This window comes from uncultured Porphyromonas sp., from assembly GCF_902489635.1.
Taxonomy (GTDB): domain Bacteria; phylum Bacteroidota; class Bacteroidia; order Bacteroidales; family Porphyromonadaceae; genus Porphyromonas.
Genome location: NZ_CABUAN010000005.1, coordinates 66540 through 84281, shown reverse-complemented (window position 1 = coordinate 84281; position 17742 = coordinate 66540). Strand labels below are relative to the sequence as shown.

The 17742-nt window shown below is 50.8% G+C and carries 12 protein-coding genes and 1 pseudogene; 6 read left to right on the top strand and 7 right to left on the bottom strand.

All coding sequences use genetic code 11. From position 1 onward, the window contains the following. Positions 1-658: 658 nt before the first annotated feature. The 6 genes and pseudogenes from RDM37_RS02100 (at position 659) to RDM37_RS02075 (ending at position 10746) form a co-directional block, all read left to right on the top strand. Entirely contained in the window at positions 659-1183 is a 525-nt protein-coding gene (locus RDM37_RS02100; protein ID WP_308554621.1) for a hypothetical protein, read from the top strand. Positions 1184-1479: 296 nt separating this feature from the next. Next, positions 1480-1539, top strand: a pseudogene (locus RDM37_RS02095) (hypothetical protein); the annotation flags it as partial. A gap of 33 nt (positions 1540-1572) precedes the next feature. Further along, positions 1573-2931, top strand: coding sequence for a hypothetical protein (locus RDM37_RS02090; RefSeq protein WP_308554622.1), 1359 nt, complete (start codon positions 1573-1575; stop codon positions 2929-2931). Positions 2932-3176: 245 nt separating this feature from the next. After that, positions 3177-6167, top strand: coding sequence for a hypothetical protein (locus RDM37_RS02085; protein WP_308554620.1), 2991 nt, complete (start codon positions 3177-3179; stop codon positions 6165-6167). Positions 6168-6281: 114 nt separating this feature from the next. Further along, the gene (locus tag RDM37_RS02080; protein WP_308554619.1) at positions 6282-8417 is read left to right on the top strand and encodes a hypothetical protein; all 2136 of its coding nucleotides are present in this window, start codon (positions 6282-6284) and stop codon (positions 8415-8417) included. A gap of 94 nt (positions 8418-8511) precedes the next feature. Next, entirely contained in the window at positions 8512-10746 is a 2235-nt protein-coding gene (locus RDM37_RS02075; RefSeq protein WP_308554618.1) for a hypothetical protein, read from the top strand. Between the two features lie 204 nt (positions 10747-10950). On the opposite strand, the gene RDM37_RS02070 is transcribed toward RDM37_RS02075, so the two are convergent. The 7 genes from RDM37_RS02070 to RDM37_RS02040 all read right to left on the bottom strand — a co-directional run bounded on the left by RDM37_RS02070 (position 10951) and on the right by RDM37_RS02040 (position 17715). Then, positions 10951-11520: a cob(I)yrinic acid a,c-diamide adenosyltransferase gene (locus RDM37_RS02070; RefSeq protein ID WP_308554617.1), complete on the bottom strand. Its 570-nt coding sequence runs from the start codon at positions 11518-11520 to the stop codon at positions 10951-10953. A gap of 19 nt (positions 11521-11539) precedes the next feature. Continuing rightward, a complete protein-coding gene (locus RDM37_RS02065) occupies positions 11540-11989 on the bottom strand; it encodes a hypothetical protein (protein WP_308554616.1) in 450 nt (149 codons plus the stop codon). A 129-nt stretch (positions 11990-12118) separates the two neighbouring features. Beyond that, the gene (locus RDM37_RS02060; RefSeq protein WP_308554615.1) at positions 12119-12541 is read right to left on the bottom strand and encodes an MliC family protein; all 423 of its coding nucleotides are present in this window, start codon (positions 12539-12541) and stop codon (positions 12119-12121) included. Between the two features lie 38 nt (positions 12542-12579). After that, positions 12580-13860: an MFS transporter gene (locus tag RDM37_RS02055; protein ID WP_308554614.1), complete on the bottom strand. Its 1281-nt coding sequence runs from the start codon at positions 13858-13860 to the stop codon at positions 12580-12582. A 179-nt stretch (positions 13861-14039) separates the two neighbouring features. Further along, entirely contained in the window at positions 14040-16250 is a 2211-nt protein-coding gene (locus RDM37_RS02050) for a polyribonucleotide nucleotidyltransferase (protein WP_308554613.1), read from the bottom strand. 130 nt (positions 16251-16380) lie between these two features. Beyond that, positions 16381-17007 carry a DUF4230 domain-containing protein gene (locus RDM37_RS02045; RefSeq protein ID WP_308554612.1) on the bottom strand — a complete coding sequence of 209 codons (627 nt, stop codon included), beginning with the start codon at positions 17005-17007 and terminating at the stop codon, positions 16381-16383. A 12-nt stretch (positions 17008-17019) separates the two neighbouring features. Continuing rightward, complete coding sequence (locus tag RDM37_RS02040) at positions 17020-17715, bottom strand: DUF4230 domain-containing protein (protein ID WP_308554611.1); 696 nt, start codon at positions 17713-17715, stop codon at positions 17020-17022. Positions 17716-17742: the final 27 nt, after the last annotated feature.

The window sequence follows — 17742 nt, the reverse complement described above, 5'->3', positions numbered from 1 at the left end:
GAAATAAAAATTCTCCACCTGGATATTTCGAAATATCCACGTGGAAATCACTTTTTCCCGACACAGCATCATTTTGATATGTAGTCGGACCTAAATTATTGTAACGAGCCGACGTCAAATTTGCCCAGCCAGGGCTAATGCATCATAATCGCTCTGGCAGGACCTCCGCATAACGACCAGCGAGGAGTAGAGAGGTAGATGAGCTCACTATATATAATGAGACTGTTGCAAAAGTCAACAGTCTCACAATCTTGCTTGCAAGATTATCTAGACTTTGCAGAAAGGATGAAGCGCAAGGCGCTGAGGGTGAGGTCTGAAGGGAGCATACCTACGTATGTGACCGAAGCCGAATCCCGAAAGCAACACAGCGATTCGCCTTTATGCAACAGTCTCATAATATAATACGTCACCCCTAGGACGAAGTTTGAGTGTTTTTTGTTTGTTGAGAATAATTACTATATTTGCCTCGGGAGATGTCGCTCAGTAGTATCTTTGGTTCGTCACATCAGTAGTATCATTGGCTCGTCACAGATATCACAGAGCAGCTTCTCTCCCTACGAGAGCAGCTCTCGAGCTACACTTCTTACAGAGTGGTAGAGATGCTAGACCTCCAGTATGATACTAAGTCTATAACCAACTAATCAATACAAGATTGCTTATGAAACGAATATTACCACTTATGCTGACGCTGCTCACGATGGTACTGACGGCACTGACCGGTACCGCTCAGGAGACAGCAGCGACTAACTACACGCGGCAGAACACTGCCGGTGCAGGCTCTGGAGAGAGCTATAAGGTAACTTATGAGGCTGGTCCTGGAGGTAAAATAACTAAGGCCTCCTATCAGAACCCAACAGCTGCTTGGCAAAATGTAGATATCCAATCTGGAGACATGGTTCCTGCAGGTGCCATGATGGAATTCAATGCCGAGCCTGACGCTGGTTATGAAATCGACCAATGGACAATCAATGGTGAGCCAAGGGGAAATGGATTCATGATTTTCCCAACAGTCAATGCTGCGCTGGATATAAAGGTGACCTTCAAGAAGCCTGCAACGCACAAAGTTCACTTCTCGCTAGAGGGTAATGGAACTATCAAAGGGCTCTACCCTAAAAACGGATGGGATACAGAATTTTATGATGGAGATGATCTCCCCGAAGGAGTTCTAGTAACCTTTTTGTAACGCCAGACAATGACTATGAGGTAGACAAATGGGTCGTCAATGGAAAGGAAGAAACCCCAGATCTAGACTTCCCTCACATCTTGCGAAAGACCCTTACGGAGGAGCTTACTGTCAAGGCTGTCCTCAAGAAGGGCACGCCCAAGTATAATGTGTCTCTCGGTGTGGGTGAAAACGGCAATATCAGAGGAAAGTTTGTTGACGAAAGAGGTTCAAACAGACTGTTTTTTGAAGGCTCAACTATTCCTATTCAAGAAGGTACCGAGCTAGAAATACGCGCTATTCCAAACCTTGGCTATATGGTTGACCAGTGGCACACCACAGCTGAAAATACGCCACTAGTCCCTTCACCTGATGATCCGAACCTTTGTGTGGTTACAGTGACTGAGCCTATGGCAATATATGTTACCTTCAAAGAGGGTGAATCAGGCTATCAAGTTAACTACGAGGCTGGAGAGCATGGCACTATAGAAAAGGCTGTAGTGTGGCTCCCCGATGGCGCTACGCCATTTGAGTCTGGTCAAAGTCTTCCTGCTGGGCAAAGGGTTGAGTTCACAGCAAAGCCTGACAAAGGCTATGAGGTAGATCAGTGGCTTGTAAAGAAGGGAAACAACGAAGAGACCTTTACAGGCATCACTGAATTCCAAACGGAGATCGAGGGCAAGATGGATGTCAAGGTCACCTTTAAGAAGGGGGCACCTGCTCAATACCCTGTTTCTTGGACGGTAGAAGGCGGAACTCTTGAAGCTAAGTATAAGGCTCAAGGATCAGAGGAGTGGACGATAATCGATAATGGTGGTCGCGTCACTGAGGGCACCGTGGTAACACTGACCGTTGATCCAGGAGACAATGAGGTCAAGGAGTGGTACATCAACAATGCCCTAGTAGAAGAACTCGCAGGTGTCAATGAAACAACCATCACTGTAGAGGGTGAGACTGAAATTGAGGTCTTGTGTGCTCCTGCCACGCCTCAACCTAAGACCTATAAGGTTACTTACTCGGTCTCTCCCAAGGATCAAGGTACGCTGACCGTGACTGATGCTAAGACCAAGGAGACTATCGCCTCTGGTGCTGACGTTGTAGAGGGTACCGAGATCACTTGTCAAGTCACCATTCCTGAGGGATGGGAGCTAGAGAAGTGGACCATCGGTGGCACAGACTATACCGAGGGTGCAAAGAAGGCATCTATCACACTGACCGTAGACAAGGATCTCGAGATACAAGCTGTACTGCAGAAACAGTCCGAGCCTCAACCTACGACCTATAAGGTAATCTACTCTGTATCACCTAAGGATCAGGCTACGCTGACCGTGACTGACGCTAAGACCAAGGAGGCTATCACCTCTGGCTCTAAGGTCGTAGAGGGTACCGAGATCACCTGCCAGCTAGCAATCCCCGAGGGATCTATGTGGCAGCTAGAGAAGTGGACCATCGGTGGTAAGGACTACACCGAGGGTGCTAAGAAGTCAACCATCACGCTGACCGTAGACAAGGATCTCGAGATACAAGCAGTACTACTAGATCACACCTCTGTAGCGGCTCCTGCTCACACGAGCTATGCAGTCTCTATGCAAGAGGGTATGCTCGTCATCGCCGGTCTTGTCACGCCTACTCAGGTAGATCTCTACAATACAGCTGGTGAGCTCATCCTATCGCGTCTGATGGAGACATCAGTGCTTTCACTTCGTGCTCTACCTCAAGGTGTTTACTTCCTCGTCGTAGAGGGTCAGGTCTACAAGGTAATCAAATAACCTGACAGCCAATTAAAGCAATCCCTCTGGGACCAATTGTCGTGGAGGGATTGTAATGAATACGCTTAACATCATACAATATCAATCATATGAATAAAAGAAACTATACGAGTCTCAGTAGTTTGTGGCGTACGTTGTGCCTACTTGTCTGCTGTGGCTTTCTATCCATCCCATCGCTATTGGCGCAACAACCCAAAGGGTGGGAGATTGCGTTAGCACCTCCAGGAGTAGAGACTCCTGACAATGTGACAGCAAACGGATTTACTGCCACTTGGACCAATGTCGACGCTCAGCAACTCAATGATGATGGCACGCCTTGGAATAAGATATTCTTTCGGCTCATTACCACTAGAGAGATCGAAGCAAAGGCAGATGGTGCATATAACATCCTCAATTCGAAGATCAAGCCCAATCCTACAGGCAAAAGAGAGCTAGTCTCTGAGCAACAAGCTCATCTCGATGCGCAACTCTCTCAGCCAGACTGGTCAGCAGCCCTAGTTTACTGGACTCCAGATGGCTTTTCTATCAATGCGAAGGATTTAAAAAGTTATGGAATTCCTGAGGATATGATAGGAGTCAATGCTCGTCTAACGTCGCCCGTGATAGATCTCTTTAATGGAGATCGTACATACACGCTTGAGTTCACTGTTAAGGTGCTACAAGCTGAAGGCGATGTCAAGATGAAAGTCATGGGCTACGGAGAGGAATATAGCTACCTATCAGGGGTTCCTGGTGTGAAAGATATTACGGTGAAGAATGATGGCAAACCGCATAAGTACCGCTTCAAATTTGACGGGGGGACTTGGTGCCATCGTATCGTCATCGAGATTGATGACTATGCAGAGGTCGAGTTTTCTAAAGAGATCGTTGTCAAGCAAGATCTCAAGAAGGGTGATCACGCCTATCGAAGCACCAGCTACTTTATGATACCCTACGATCAAGCTAAGTGTGATCGTGAAGATCTAGCTGATCTGTCTAGTCCCGAGAGATTTGCAGCTAAGTACTCATTCGATGTGACAGGGCTAGGTAGTGGTGTGCTAGATGCAGCCAAGGCAAAAGCCGATGGTGAGCGCATTGCTTATCGAATGCTCTATGCGGATGATCGGCCAGGCCAACAAAATAGCCAACGACTAAGGAAGTCGATGTACTCTGAGCCTGCTTATCTAGATGATGTAGAGGACTCAAACAACTACCTTTATGTAGGCTACTGCAACTATGAGGCTCCTAACTACAATGCAATTGAGCCTACTGGAGTGTCTTGGGCCGGCTATCATGGCGGTGCCATCAAGCTAACCAAAGAGAAGCTTAAGGATTATGTAGGAAGCAAGGTTGTTGGCATACGCTTTGCCTCAGCTGCTTGCTTGCAGAAGGATCAGATTAATAATGATCCAGGGTTCTTTACTCCGAAGCTTCCCTGTATCTTCCTCGCTAAAACCGTGCTGACACAAGACCGATCTGATGTCAACAATCCCAAAGTGCTAACTAAGTGGGATCCAATTCAGATTACTACGGTCGACATGCTTAAGGATGGGTGGAATACGCTCTTCTTTAACGAGCCGTATGAGATTACTGCTGAGAGCGAGTTCTTCGCAGGAGCTTATGCTTATGACCCTGCTGCTGCGGGTGGTATCCTCGTCAGAAGCTATCAGTCACCAGGCGTAGACCCCAATTCTGCATGGATCTCATCCAACTGGGGTGAATATGATATCGAAAAGGTTCGCTTTGATGGTGTAGTGAATGAGGCTGAAGGTCCTCTGTTGATGCAAATTGTTATCGAGCCTAAGGAATTAGGACCGACGACACTAAATCGCGGGGTAATAAATAAGCTTCACGCACCTGCATATGTTTACTCCAATGAAGAGATCAAGCCTACTATAGAACTTTTCAATTCAGGAGTCAAGGCTATCTCTACGATTAAGGTGGAGACGGATCTCGCAGGTCACAAACAAACACAAGTCATAAAACTGCCTAAGTCTCTTGCATCATCGCTCTCTAAAGTCGTGGAACTACAGCCAATTGACCATGAGGGTATCTTCGGCAAGACTGAACTTAAGGTCACACTCCAAGAGGTTAATGAGGTAGTCCTCGAGGCGCCCTCTGTACTAACAGCTAATTTGGAGATTCTTAAGCGAGACGAGGCCTATGCACGTACTACGCTAGTTGAGGTTTTCACCTCTGAGGGATGTCCTAACTGCCCAGCAGGTGATCAGCGTATGGAGGATCTTATCAATAAGCCTGAAAATGCAGAGATCAAGGATCGCTTTGCGATTGTATCGCATCACGCCTTTAATGTGCCAGACTTTATGATGATTCCCTACAGTCAGGGGCTAGGAGCCTTTGCTGGAGTCCTAAATTCGGGAGGTCGCATCACATTAGCTAGCGCAGGGTCTCCTACCAATATGTTTGATCGCAAGCCTCAAGCAGGCATGATGGGTGCTAGAGGTAGTAATGGAATTATCTATAGCATGATAAGCAGTCAGAAAGAGCTTGATCTGATTGCAGAGGCTTCTAAATCTGACCCTGCTTACGTAAGACTTGAGGTCAAGCCTTGGTTCAAGAAGGAGAGCAATCTCCTTAAGGTTACTGTACAGGGTCGTGCCTCTACACGCTTAGATCGCTCTCGTCCAGTCTACCTGACCATCATGATGACTCAGGATCGTATCACGCCTCGCAATCAGGTGGGTAAGAAGCCAGAAGGCTTTATGCACACCAACGTGCTGAGGTATGTCGATGAGGGTGGCTTTAAGGGCTCTGCGATCACCTTTGATGAAAAGGGTGATTTCCAGATTGTCAAGCACATCTCAATCAATACGACCAACGCTACGACAGGTACACTTCCTGCGAACCAGTTCCTCCTAGAGGGTGACAACAAGAACATTGAGGATGTAATGAAGGAGGTCAATGTCATTGCCTTTCTACACTACTATGAGGAGCTCCCCACCAATGATGATGTGGAGGAGAATGATCCGAGACTCCTCAAAAATGAGGTGCTCAACGTAGCACAGCGTCGTGTCTCCTTCACGGACTTTGATAGTGTCGAGGAGATCACTTCTCAAGATGTCCAGGTGACTATCGAGGAGGGTGCTGTACGTGTCAACGTCCCTGTCACAGAGCTACAGGTGTACGACATGACAGGTCGTCTTGTGCCCGCTACGGGACTCACGGCTGGAGCTTATGTCGTTCGTCTTGAGCTACAGGACGGCTCCCAGATGTTTACTAAGGTTGTTGCCAAGTAAACCGTAATCCTGAATGCTCTCCTAAGTCTCGGCATAGTATGCTGACTTATGGAGAGCATTCTGGTTTTTCTAACTATCCATTAAAGCTTACATTATAGACAACAAATACAGACAATGCACTATTTGAATAAACTATCAATAGTCTCACTACTACTGCTGAGTGCCACGTTCTCGCTCTTCGGTCAAGACTTCTTTTCGGGAGGAGATGGCTCTAAAGAAGACCCGTATCAAATCGCTACGGAGGCAGACCTACGCACATTAGCTACGGAGGTCAATGACAGGTACAACTCTTTCGCAGGTCGGTACTTCAAGCAGACAGCAGACATCACCTTCACCTCTGCCGACCCTATACAGCCGATCGGCGGACCGGCCCTTGATGGCTTCGACCGACCCAATGAGATGTGCTTCCAGGGGACGTATGACGGTGATATGCACAAGATCTACAACCTCAATATCTATGATGATCGTCAGCTGGTTGAGGGTGAAGTAGTTCACATGGGTGTCGGGCTCTTTGGTGTACTAGGCGAGGGGGCGACCATAAAGAATGTGGTCATCGCCTCGGGTCACATCTATGGCTTTGCAGCCGTTGGTGCTATCACAGGTAAGATTAAGGACAACTGTACGATCACCCGCTGTAAGGTCGGTCCTGATGTACGGGTCATTTCTTGGGCTAATGGTGGAGGTATCGCTGGTACTTCACTCGGCGAGGGAATGAAGATCATCGAGTGTGTCAACTATGCCAACGTTGAGGTGTATGGCGTAGGAATACACAAGACCGCTGGTGGTATCATCGCCTCGTCAGCAAATACGACCATCGAGGGATGTGCCAACTTTGGAGACATCTGGGCAAAGGATGGCTTTGCTGGGGGTATAATCGGCTATATGCCAGCATCCGATGATAAAATCACTTACGACTATCCTGAAATAAGAAGCTGTATGAATGCTGGGGATATCTCCTCTATGGGGCCAGTCTCAGGAGGTTTGATTGGAGCTGTCCTATACAATCTGACAGGTGATCTGGGACCCATCCCTCATCAGCTCATCTCGAACTCTTACAATTACGGTCAGACATTGGTGACTTTTACAGCTACGTATGGCCCTATTTGTGCATTTTATTCTAGTCGCTTTCCTGTTACCGTTTCTAAGACCTTCTACAACAAGGATCGCTACGTCATGAAGCAAAAGGAAGGTCCTGATGCGGAGCTTGCCTTTTCTCTCGGAGAGGCTAAGAGCCACGCTGAGATCCTATCACCAGACTTCATTACGACGCTGAACGATGGTGGCGCGTCAGACTTTGAGGCTGACAAGCATAAGATCAATGGCACGATGCCTATCCTCAAGTGGATCAACGACACCTACGATGCAGAGATCGACAAGCCCAACCAGTATCGTACCGACATTCCCTTCTCGAAGTTTAAGGAGCGTGCGGGCTCATTTTTTAACCCTAACCGTTCTGGAGACTTCATCATCTACGATATGAGCCGTCAGATGCCCAATATCCAAGCTAAGTCGCTAGGATGTAACCTAGACAAGGGCTGGGTGGGTCGTGTCCTGCCTATACAGGGTGGCAAGTCATACCGCTTCTTTATGTCTACCTCGGCATTCCGTCGTAGCCTCAAGGAGGATGGTATGTATGTGGATGGTCGTCCCGACAAGCCTGCAGATCACTGGCTCATCACGCCTGCCTTTACGGTCGCAGGAGACATCCCATGGTTCCACTGGGTAGGAGCTTCGGAAGATGAAGATGCGCTTTCTAGTTACGATCTTTATGTCGTAGAGGGAGCCGAGGAGCCTATGCCTAGCAAGATCCTTGAGTCCAAGCCTGTCTATACGGTAGACAAGGAGGCAGGGATTTCCCCATTTAAGGAGACTATTGATGGTGAGGAGCGATACTACTTTACTCTTACAGCTCACAAGGTAGACCTCTCTAAGTACATTGGCAAGGAGATCAGGCTTGCCTTTAGAGATCGCTCCATAGACCAGTACAACCTCTTCATCGGTCAGATGAAGATGGCTCAGGCTAATGCCATCACTACGGTGGAGGGCGCAGCCAACTGTCTCATCGAGGTATCTGAGCAGACGCTCTCAGCTACGCGCCCCGAGAGTCTCTTGACGCTCTACAGCATATCAGGTCAGCAACTAGCGCAGGCACAGGATCAGCTTATCTATCGTGGTCAGGCTGGTGTCTACATCCTAGTCGTATCTGATGCTACGGGCTATACAGAGAGACGCAAGGTAGTACTCTACTAGTCTATACTAAGGATCGACCTCGATGGGCTCACAAAGAGGCCTCTTCGAGGTCGATCTTTTCTTTTCCATCACATATCACTAAATCCTCATTTCTATGAAACGAACGATTACACTCTTACTAGCCTTTATGGCATTGTCGGCAGCGATGAGCCTGTCGGCTCAAGAGCTACAGACCCGCAAGCCCCTAATCAACCCACGTAATGCTGGTGCCGAGATCACTGTGGTCTCAGGGCGCTCTGGGCTTCGCTCCGACTTTACCTCTCCAGCAGAGGCAAAGGGCGATCTGACGCTCTTCCTCAGGGAGGACTTCTCTCTGATGACCGCCGGTAGTGAACAAGCACCCGACACCGTCGGTACTATCTGCGCTCCCGATGGAACGTACAAGTATCGTATCTGGCAAAACATTGATCCACAGTACACGCACTGGCGTGGCTGGGGTGGCACATTTGATGGTCTAACCTTCGAAGAGTGCCAGGGCAAAGGCTCCACACACGCAGCTGGTGGCACGATACATCTAGGTAGCAAGGAGGGAGCTAAGCTCAATACGCCTCCGCTAGACCTGATGGATGTCAAGCTACATGAGGATGACCTTACGAGTGACAACATCATCGTCCTACGCTTTAGAGCCAAGGTGACACAACCTATCGACCCTAAGCTCTGCATGGTAAGGCTCTTCGTCGAGTCTGCTGAGACCTCTTGGTATCGAGATAGTGACAATCCAGTCTACAAGGGTGAGTGGAGCGTGCTACGTCCTCTGACTCCAGAGATTACGACCCTATCGACCGAGTGGCAGACCTATGAGATGGTCTTCGCAGGAGCTGGCCATAGTACCATCGTCAACATGGGCTTTCAGGTGATGCCATACACACGCGAGATCGCTGAGGCTGGTAATTACCACTTTGACATGCTCCTAGACGACGTCGAGGTGTATAAGATGAAGCCCTTCCTACCCATTCCTAAGGTAACGGGCTATACAGACTTCAAGGCTGATAGCTTTGTCGCTAATTGGGCGCCTGTCGAGGGTGCTGATAGTTATCTCGTAGATGTCTACTATATGACTGTCGATGAGACGGTACCTCCCAATGAGATGGGACAGCGTCCTATGATACGCAAGGACTATCTCACGGGACAAAAGGTGACCACCAATAGCTTCAAGGTCACTGGAGTCGATCCTCAGTACACTTACTACTACAATGTACGTGCTGTGCAGGGAAGTAAGGAGTCTTATCACTCAGTAGACCAAGAGGTCAGCGGACTCGCTACGCCAGAGCTAGAGGAGGCATCAGATCTGAGTGCAGACCACTATGCCGCCTCGTGGTCAGAAGTACCATCGGCCGGTCGATACTTCTACATGGCTTACCATGATAGACGAATCTATGCAGACTCAGAGGTTACGCTGATTGATGAGGACTTTACGGGCGTCAAGGACCTAGAGGGCAATGCTACCGGATGGAGCGTCGACAACCCTCCCGCAGGTAGCTATGCTAAGGCTTTTCCGACGGATCTCAATATGCCTGGCTGGGAGATGTACTCGTATGCCCCCTGTACGGACTATGTGGGCTTCGACGGGTGGCAGTTTATCAATCATGGTGCTAGTGCCTCTATGCAGGCTCCCGAGCTAGACCTCTCGCACGGAGGTGGTGTGGTCAATGTATCCCTAAGCCTATATGGTGCCTACGACTTGACCAGCAATCAGTTCCCACAGGCTGCGCTCGCACTCTTTAACTACAATGAGGAGACTGAGCAATATGAGCAGGCAGACCTCGTTTACGTTGCCGAGGAGGCGCAGAGACCGATCATCAATCAGTGGCAAGACTACTCCGTACAGCTCAAGAATGGTAGCAAACGCTCCATCATCGCGCTCTTTGCTGTCAAGGGACCGGAGTATCTCTTTGTAGACAACTTCAAGGTGACCCAGCGCTTCAAAAAGGGCGAGTCTTATCTAGCTCCATACTTTGGCGAGCCTCTCCATGAAGGTACTTCAATCAGTGTCTCTGTACCTAGTCATCTGCAGCAGGATGCGCTCTATCACCGTGTTAGAGCCGTCAAGGCTAATGAGCAGGGGCTGATCATGAGTCCATTCTCTAAGATGGGTGAGATCCGCAAGGCTACAGCTGTGAGTCAGCTTGTCCTGACGGAGCCTAGTGCCAAGATGATCGAAGGCGTGCTGACCATCGTCAATCCCAACGGTGACTCAGTACAGGTGTATGACGTGACAGGACGAGTACTCTATAGCTCAGCGCAGGCAGATAGAGCGTTCGAGTTCACACTCCCTACGGAGCAGTCCTACATCGTACGCATCGGTAGCCAGCTCTACAAAGTTCGCTAGCCGCAAGCGCACACACGCTGTAAAAAGCAATAGCCACGTGAGAGGTCAATTCTCACGTGGCTATTTTTATGCTCCAGGTAGGCAAGGATAGGTCTTTCGGACAGATAACTTTCTTTGCTGTGAAGCTTACGTCAAGGCTCGCCTTAGGATAACGAGAGCGGACAAAAAAAGAGCCTGTTGCAAGAAGCGACAGGCTCAGGTGAATTACAGGGTGCTGTACCCTCGATTCCAGGTGACCTCCGATCCGTACGTTCGTACCGCCTCTGTGCGGGCGAGGACGAAGAAGTAGTCGCTCAGACGATTGACAAAGCGAACGATCAGGTCATCTACACGGCTCTCCTCACGGAGGCGGTAGATGTTGCGCTCGGCACGACGGCATACGGTGCGACAGACGTGACAGAGTGCTGCTGTGCGTCCACCAGAGGGGAGGACGAACTCCTTGAGACGTGGAAGCGTAGCGTCCAGCTCGTCGATCTTGTGCTCCAGCTTCTCAATGTCCGTCGGGTCTATCTGCATAGCTGCGAGGTACTCCTCCTGATCGGGTGGTGTGGCTAGACTGCCTGCCACGTTAAAGAGGATATGCTGTAGACGCAGTAGGAAGTCGTGCGTCTCATCTGTGAGGTCCTCAGCGAGGAGGACACCGATATGGCTGTTGAGCTCATCGATAGTTCCGTAGCACTCAAGGCGTATGTGACCCTTGGAGATGCGTGTACCGCCTACGAGTCCTGTGGTGCCGTCATCGCCACGGCGGGTGTATATGGGGCTTTTCTTCATAGTTGTATGGTTGTTTAGATTAATGTCTGATACGTGTCCAGAAGTCTTGGCGGGGCAACTTACGATCTAGGAAGAGTAGTTGTCCGCCTGCATAGTCGACCATCATGCCAGCCTCTCTATGGCGAAAGGCGTTTGGCACCTCCCGCCCTATATGCCAAAGGACAGAGCCACAGCCCCACGGCATCTCCGCTAGTGGAGTGCCTTGCCATAAGATCAGAGCGCGATCGTAGGCTAGTGCCTTGTCGTACTGCGTGACGAGCTGCATGAGGGGCCACTGATGGAGCAGCTGTAGTGCTAGTTGCTTCTGCTGGTTGTCTAGTAGCTCAGCACCCTTGAGTAGCTCCTCTAGATGCTCTGGGTAGTAGGCTACACCGCGCTGGTCTAGCACTAAGGTGATAAGCCGAAAGGCTGTCGGCGAGTGGACGCTATGTCCTAGCGAAGTCCACCAGCGTCTGAGGAGCGTAGGCATAGTGTGTAGATGATGATCTGGCTAAATAGAGACTATTGCAAAAGTCAACAGTCTCAAATAGAGATATGCGAAGACGAGCCAATGAGACCATCAGCTTGCCTTCGCATATCTATTCGTTGTGAGCTGTGATTACTTAGCAGCAGGAGCCTCAGCAGCAGGAGTCTCAGCAGCAGGAGCCTCTACGACTAGAGCACCCTCGCAAAGCTGCTTGTCGCCCTTGCCGAAGTAGAAAGAGTCACCCTTCGTCCAGAAGTAGTAGCCCTCCTCGTTTTCCCACTTAGCGCCATCAGCGCTGACAGCGTTCTTCAGCTCGTAGACGACATTGCCCTCGATATCCTTGAGCGTTGCGTTCTCACGATTCTCGCCGGTGACAGTCAGCTCAAAGTGCTGCTTGCCGTCAGCGGTAGCGTACTTGAAGACCTCAGGCTCAGCAACTACAGGAGCCTCTGCGACAATAGCGGTAGAGTCTACAGTAGTAGTTGCGTCCTTCTTCTCCGTGTTACAAGCTACTAGTGCTAGACCAGCAGCTACGATTAGCATAAACTTTTTCATATTCGTATGATTGATTAAAGTGAATAGAATCCGATTGATTACGCCTGCTGCTCCTTAAAGCGGGAGCCCGCCAGAGCGTAGTAAAGCATGTATAGCTCGCCTGCTACGACGAGTAGCCAGGTGTAGTGATACCCTCCGAGCAGGTCCGCTAGCAAGCTCTGTAAGAATGGTAAGAGTGCCCCTCCGATGAGTCCCATCAGCAGTACGCCGGAGGCTCTCGTGGCTAGGCTCCCTAGCTCCTTGAGTGCTAACGAATAGATCGCACCCCACATGACCGAGTGACATAGTCCTACGGCTATGAGCCAGTAAGGCTGATTGGTCACGACAGCAATCAGGATGAGGATAGCGGAGAGCAGCGTGGTACTCCATAGTAGCTTGCGGTCAGAGACACGGTTTAGGAAGCTACCTACGAAGCGCCCTACCAGCATAGCCCCCCAGTAGAGTGTAGCGTAGAGTGCCACGGTACTATAGCTCAGTGAGAGGTCGTTTTGCCCATATAAGATGATGTTAGCTCCGATGCAGACCTCGACACCGACATAGCAGAAGAGTGCTATGCAGCCGAGTCGCACACGTCGTATGCGCCACACAGTCTTGAAGCTTACCTCAGCGTCCTCGCTACTCGTCGTCCCCTCGATGTGCGGGACGTGGAGTCGCTTGACAATGTAGGAGAGTATCAGCACGACACCCATTAGGATGATCATCGGCACGATCACCTCTTGGATCTGCAGAGCCTCTAGATCGTTCACTCCGCCGAAGATAACCATCGAGACGAAGAGTGGTGCCAGCATGGTCATCGTTGAGTTGCCCACGCCACCGATGTTTTGCCGCTGTACAGCGGATGTGCCAGGGACTGTGCAGGCGATGAGATAAGGATTGACCGACGACTGCATGAAGGTGATACCCGCTCCACAGACGAAGGATCCGAGGAGGAAGATCAGATAGCTCACAGGCAGCTGCACCGTCTCAGAGAGCGTGATCCATAGCGAGGTGTGCATGAAGAGCAGTGCCGAGAGGATGAAGAGTAGGATACCTCCCGCCAGCATGACCAAGCCCCTGACGATGGTCATCTTGTAGCCATGTCGCTCCACAAAGCGTGCCGAGGTAGGCCCTAGCACTAGGTATGAGAGGAAAAAGGCGAAGATGAGTAGCGTCGCAAAGCTATTGGTCCAGCCACCTGCGGAGTGCAGATAGGCACTCTTGATAGGTAGTTGAAACTGCTGGTTGATACTCGTGACGAAGCCGATGACGGTCATCATGATCACCATAGTTATAAAGGGCCCGAGATAGTTTGGCTTGGTACCTGTCGATGGGGTTGGCATACAAACTTGCTAGTCTAATCCGCTGCAAAGTTATAGAAAAAGAAGTCACCAACCACAACTTTCGCTCACAACATGCTGGTAGCAGAGGTAGTGAAAGAATATTTGAGGTTGGTGACTTCCTGTATTTAGCTTAGTAGAGCTGCTGTGTATGGTGACACAGTCGCTCTAGCTCTTATCGTCTATTCGTCACGATGCTCACGACGGGGACGGCGCTCACGACGCTCGCCATCATCACGACGCTCACGGCGCGGACGACGCTCAGGCTCTACATAGCCCTCGGGCTTAGGTAGAAGTGCCTTGTGTGATAGGCTGAACTTACCCGTCTTGGGGTCGATCTCGATGAGCTTAACATCGATCGTGTCGCCCTCCTTGAGACCTGTATCCTCGATCGTGGCAAAACGCTTCCAGTCGATCTCGCTGATGTGAAGCAGTCCATCCTTGCCTGGCATAAACTGTACGAAGCAGCCGTAAGGCATCACTGAGGAGACGGTACCCTTGTAGACCTCGCCCACCTCTGGAGTAGCGACGATACCACGTACCATAGCCATAGCAGCATCGAGAGACTCCTTGTTAGAGCTACTGATCTCGACGATACCATAGTTGTCCACCTCTTCGATGTTGACCGTGGCACCGCTCTGCTCCTGGATGCCCTGGATGATCTTGCCGCCCGGGCCAATGACAGCTCCGATGAACTCCTTACCGATGCGTAGCGTCTCGATGCGTGGTGCATGAGGCTTCATATCGGGACGAGCTGCGGGCTGTGCCTCCTCGATTTTGTCTAGGATGTGGAGGCGACCAGCCTTAGCCTGTGCCAAAGCATTTGCTAGGATCTCATAGCTCAGACCGTCCACCTTGATATCCATCTGCGTAGCGGTAATACCGTCACGGGTACCCGTTACCTTAAAGTCCATATCGCCGAGGTGATCCTCATCTCCAAGGATGTCGGAGAGGATAGCGTAGTTGGTACCCTTGTTCTCACTGATGAGACCCATGGCGATACCAGAGACAGGCTTCTTCATCTGGACACCAGCATCACGCAGTGCGAGCGTACCGGCGCAGACGGTTGCCATAGAGGATGATCCGTTGGACTCAAGGATATCACTCATCACACGGATTACGTAGGGGTAGTCCTCGGGGATCATGCGCTTGAGCGCACGGTGTGCTAGGTTACCGTGACCGATCTCACGACGGCTGATGCCACGCGAAGCTTTTGCCTCGCCCGTAGAGAAGGGTGGAAAGTTGTAGTGCAGGAGGAAGCGCTCCTTGCCGTAGTTGAGTACATCGTCGACCAGCTTCTCATCGCTCTTGGTACCGAGCGTCACCGTAGAGAGAGACTGCGTCTCACCACGTGTGAAGATAGCCGATCCGTGAGGACCTGGTAGGCAGTCCGTCTCGATCCAGATAGGACGTATCTCATCGGTACGACGACCATCGAGACGCTTGCCCTCGTCGAGGATCATACGACGCATAGCCGCCTTCTCCATATCGTGGTAGTAGCGGTCTATGATCATGCCCTTCTCCCCGAGCTCCTCTTCGGTAAACTGCGCCTTGAACTCCTCAACGATTGCCTCAAAGGCATCGCCACGAGCATGCTTGTCGGTACCAGCGGTAGCGACCTTGTAGATCTTGTCATAGAGCTCACGCTGCATACGCTCACGTAGCTCCTCGTCTTGCTCCTCAGCGGGGTACTCACGCTTGGTCATCTTGCCGACAGCCTCCGAGAGCTCTAGCTGAGCCTGGCACTGTACCTTGATAGCCTCGTGAGCTACCTTGATAGCCTCGAGCATCTCCTCCTCCTGGACCTCTTCCATCTCGCCCTCGACCATCATAATGTTGTCGAGTGTTGCTGCGACCATCATGTCAATGTCGGCACGCTCTAGCTGCTCGAAGGTAGGATTGATGACAAACTCACCATCGATGCGTGCCACGCGTACCTCACTGATAGGACCGCCGAAGGGGATATCAGAGACTGCTAGAGCAGCCGAGGCAGCTAGTCCAGCGAGTGCGTCTGGCATATCTTCGCCATCGGAGGAGAAGAGGATAATGTTCACGTAGACCTCTGCATGGTAGTCATCTGGGAAGAGAGGACGCAGTGCGCGGTCCACTAGGCGGCAAGTTAATATCTCATAGTCTGAGGCGCGTCCCTCGCGGCGTGTGAAGCCTCCGGGGAAGCGTCCTATGGCTGAATACTTCTCTTTGTACTCTACCTGCAGTGGCATAAAGTCCACATCGGGCTTAGCCTCCTTGGCAGCGGTTACAGCTGCGAGTAGTACGGTAGAGCCCATGGTGACGGTGACAGCACCGTCGGCTTGCTTAGCAAGCTTGCCCGTCTCGATGGTGATCGTGCGACCATCGGGTAGGGTGATTGTCTTGTTGACCGGATTGATCATAAAAAATCGTCTGATTACTTAGTTCTATTGTCTTATACCTCGATAAAATCGTCCAAAGTTACAAAAACTAATGCAGATTGCGACATATTCCCCTGCACAAGTTCCACATCTTATAAGAATTAGCCCCCTCTTATAGTGTACGATGGTCTATGTAGACGGTATCGGCAAAGAAGGAGTCTCTCACCCCATCGGGATAGCGGTCTACGACGATGACCGTAGGGTGAGCGATGGAGAGAAAGCGTGCCAACTCTTCGCGGGCCTGCTGCCGTGCGTTACGGATGTAGCCTGCGCGGTAGACTTCGTTGATGAGTCGCTGCGGTACGCGTCGCTTGGCTCTATTCTCTTGCTCTGCGGTGAGCGTCTTTGTGATAAAGCCTTGACGTAGTGAGTGTACATCGATCACGGTGTAGCCGATCTCGTGTGGGGTGACCTCTTCGGGGGGCAGCTGCACATAGAGCGTGTCGCCCTGCAGCTGCGTGGGGAGCTTGTCTATATCGAAGTCTATGTAGGTACGAGCCTGTATGACGTAGGCTATCACCATGCCATCGATGGTGTCGACCATGGGGATCTCTTGGTAGCACTCGCCTGTGGAGAGCTTGAGTATCTCCTCGATCGAGCGGACGGTCATAGCGTGCGTGACGACATCGCTATAGTCCTCGCTCTGGCTCTTGGAGCAGCTACGCCATAGGAGTACGATACCGACTAGAAGCAGTATCGCTAGGAGTATGTAAAGGATGCGCTTAAGCCATTTGCTCATAGGATTGAGGAGCTACTGTGGTGAGGTGGGTGGTGTGTTAGGATGTACGAGTGCTGAGCCTCGCTCTACGATGACGACCGTAGGCGGTAGCTCGTAGGAGAGGAGGAGCTGCGTGAACCATCGACGTAGCTTCTCGATAGAACGCTGTCGTATCTGAGCTATGAGCTGATCATTGGAGTTGATCTCCTGTTGGAGTACTTGGTAGGCTCGATTCTTGACACGCGCACGGTCTTGCGGGGTGATAGCCTCTCGGAGGGGGGCTACATACTCGTACTCGGTCCGTAGCGTGAAGTCGCGTCCTCGTAGCTCCACCTGTATGGGAGAGATGTAGATGGTGAGCTGCTGTTGCTCTTTGTCGTAGCTTACATCGTCTGCCGAGAAGCCTGTCAGGTCTGTATAGCTCACCAGCGTGGCATCAAAGGAGTAGATGCCTACACGGTTGCCTATCTTGGTCTGATTGCTCAGCCACTTGGTGAAGTCCTTGAAGCTATTGATATCGTAAAAGGTAATCTTGGGATCCTGTAGGGTGACCGCCTTCTGGAGGGTAGTCTCCGTGAGTAGTAGCTTACCAACGCTCTGATACTGCTGTACGATCGCCTCCTGTAGTAGCTCTTCGGCTGTCTTGCGCTTAGAGCAACTAGGCAGGCTCACGAGCAGGCAGAGGAGTGCTGTGAATAGTAAGAGGCCTTGGCTCCGAAGATGCTTCATATCTGTGCGGTACTATATATGGGTGTG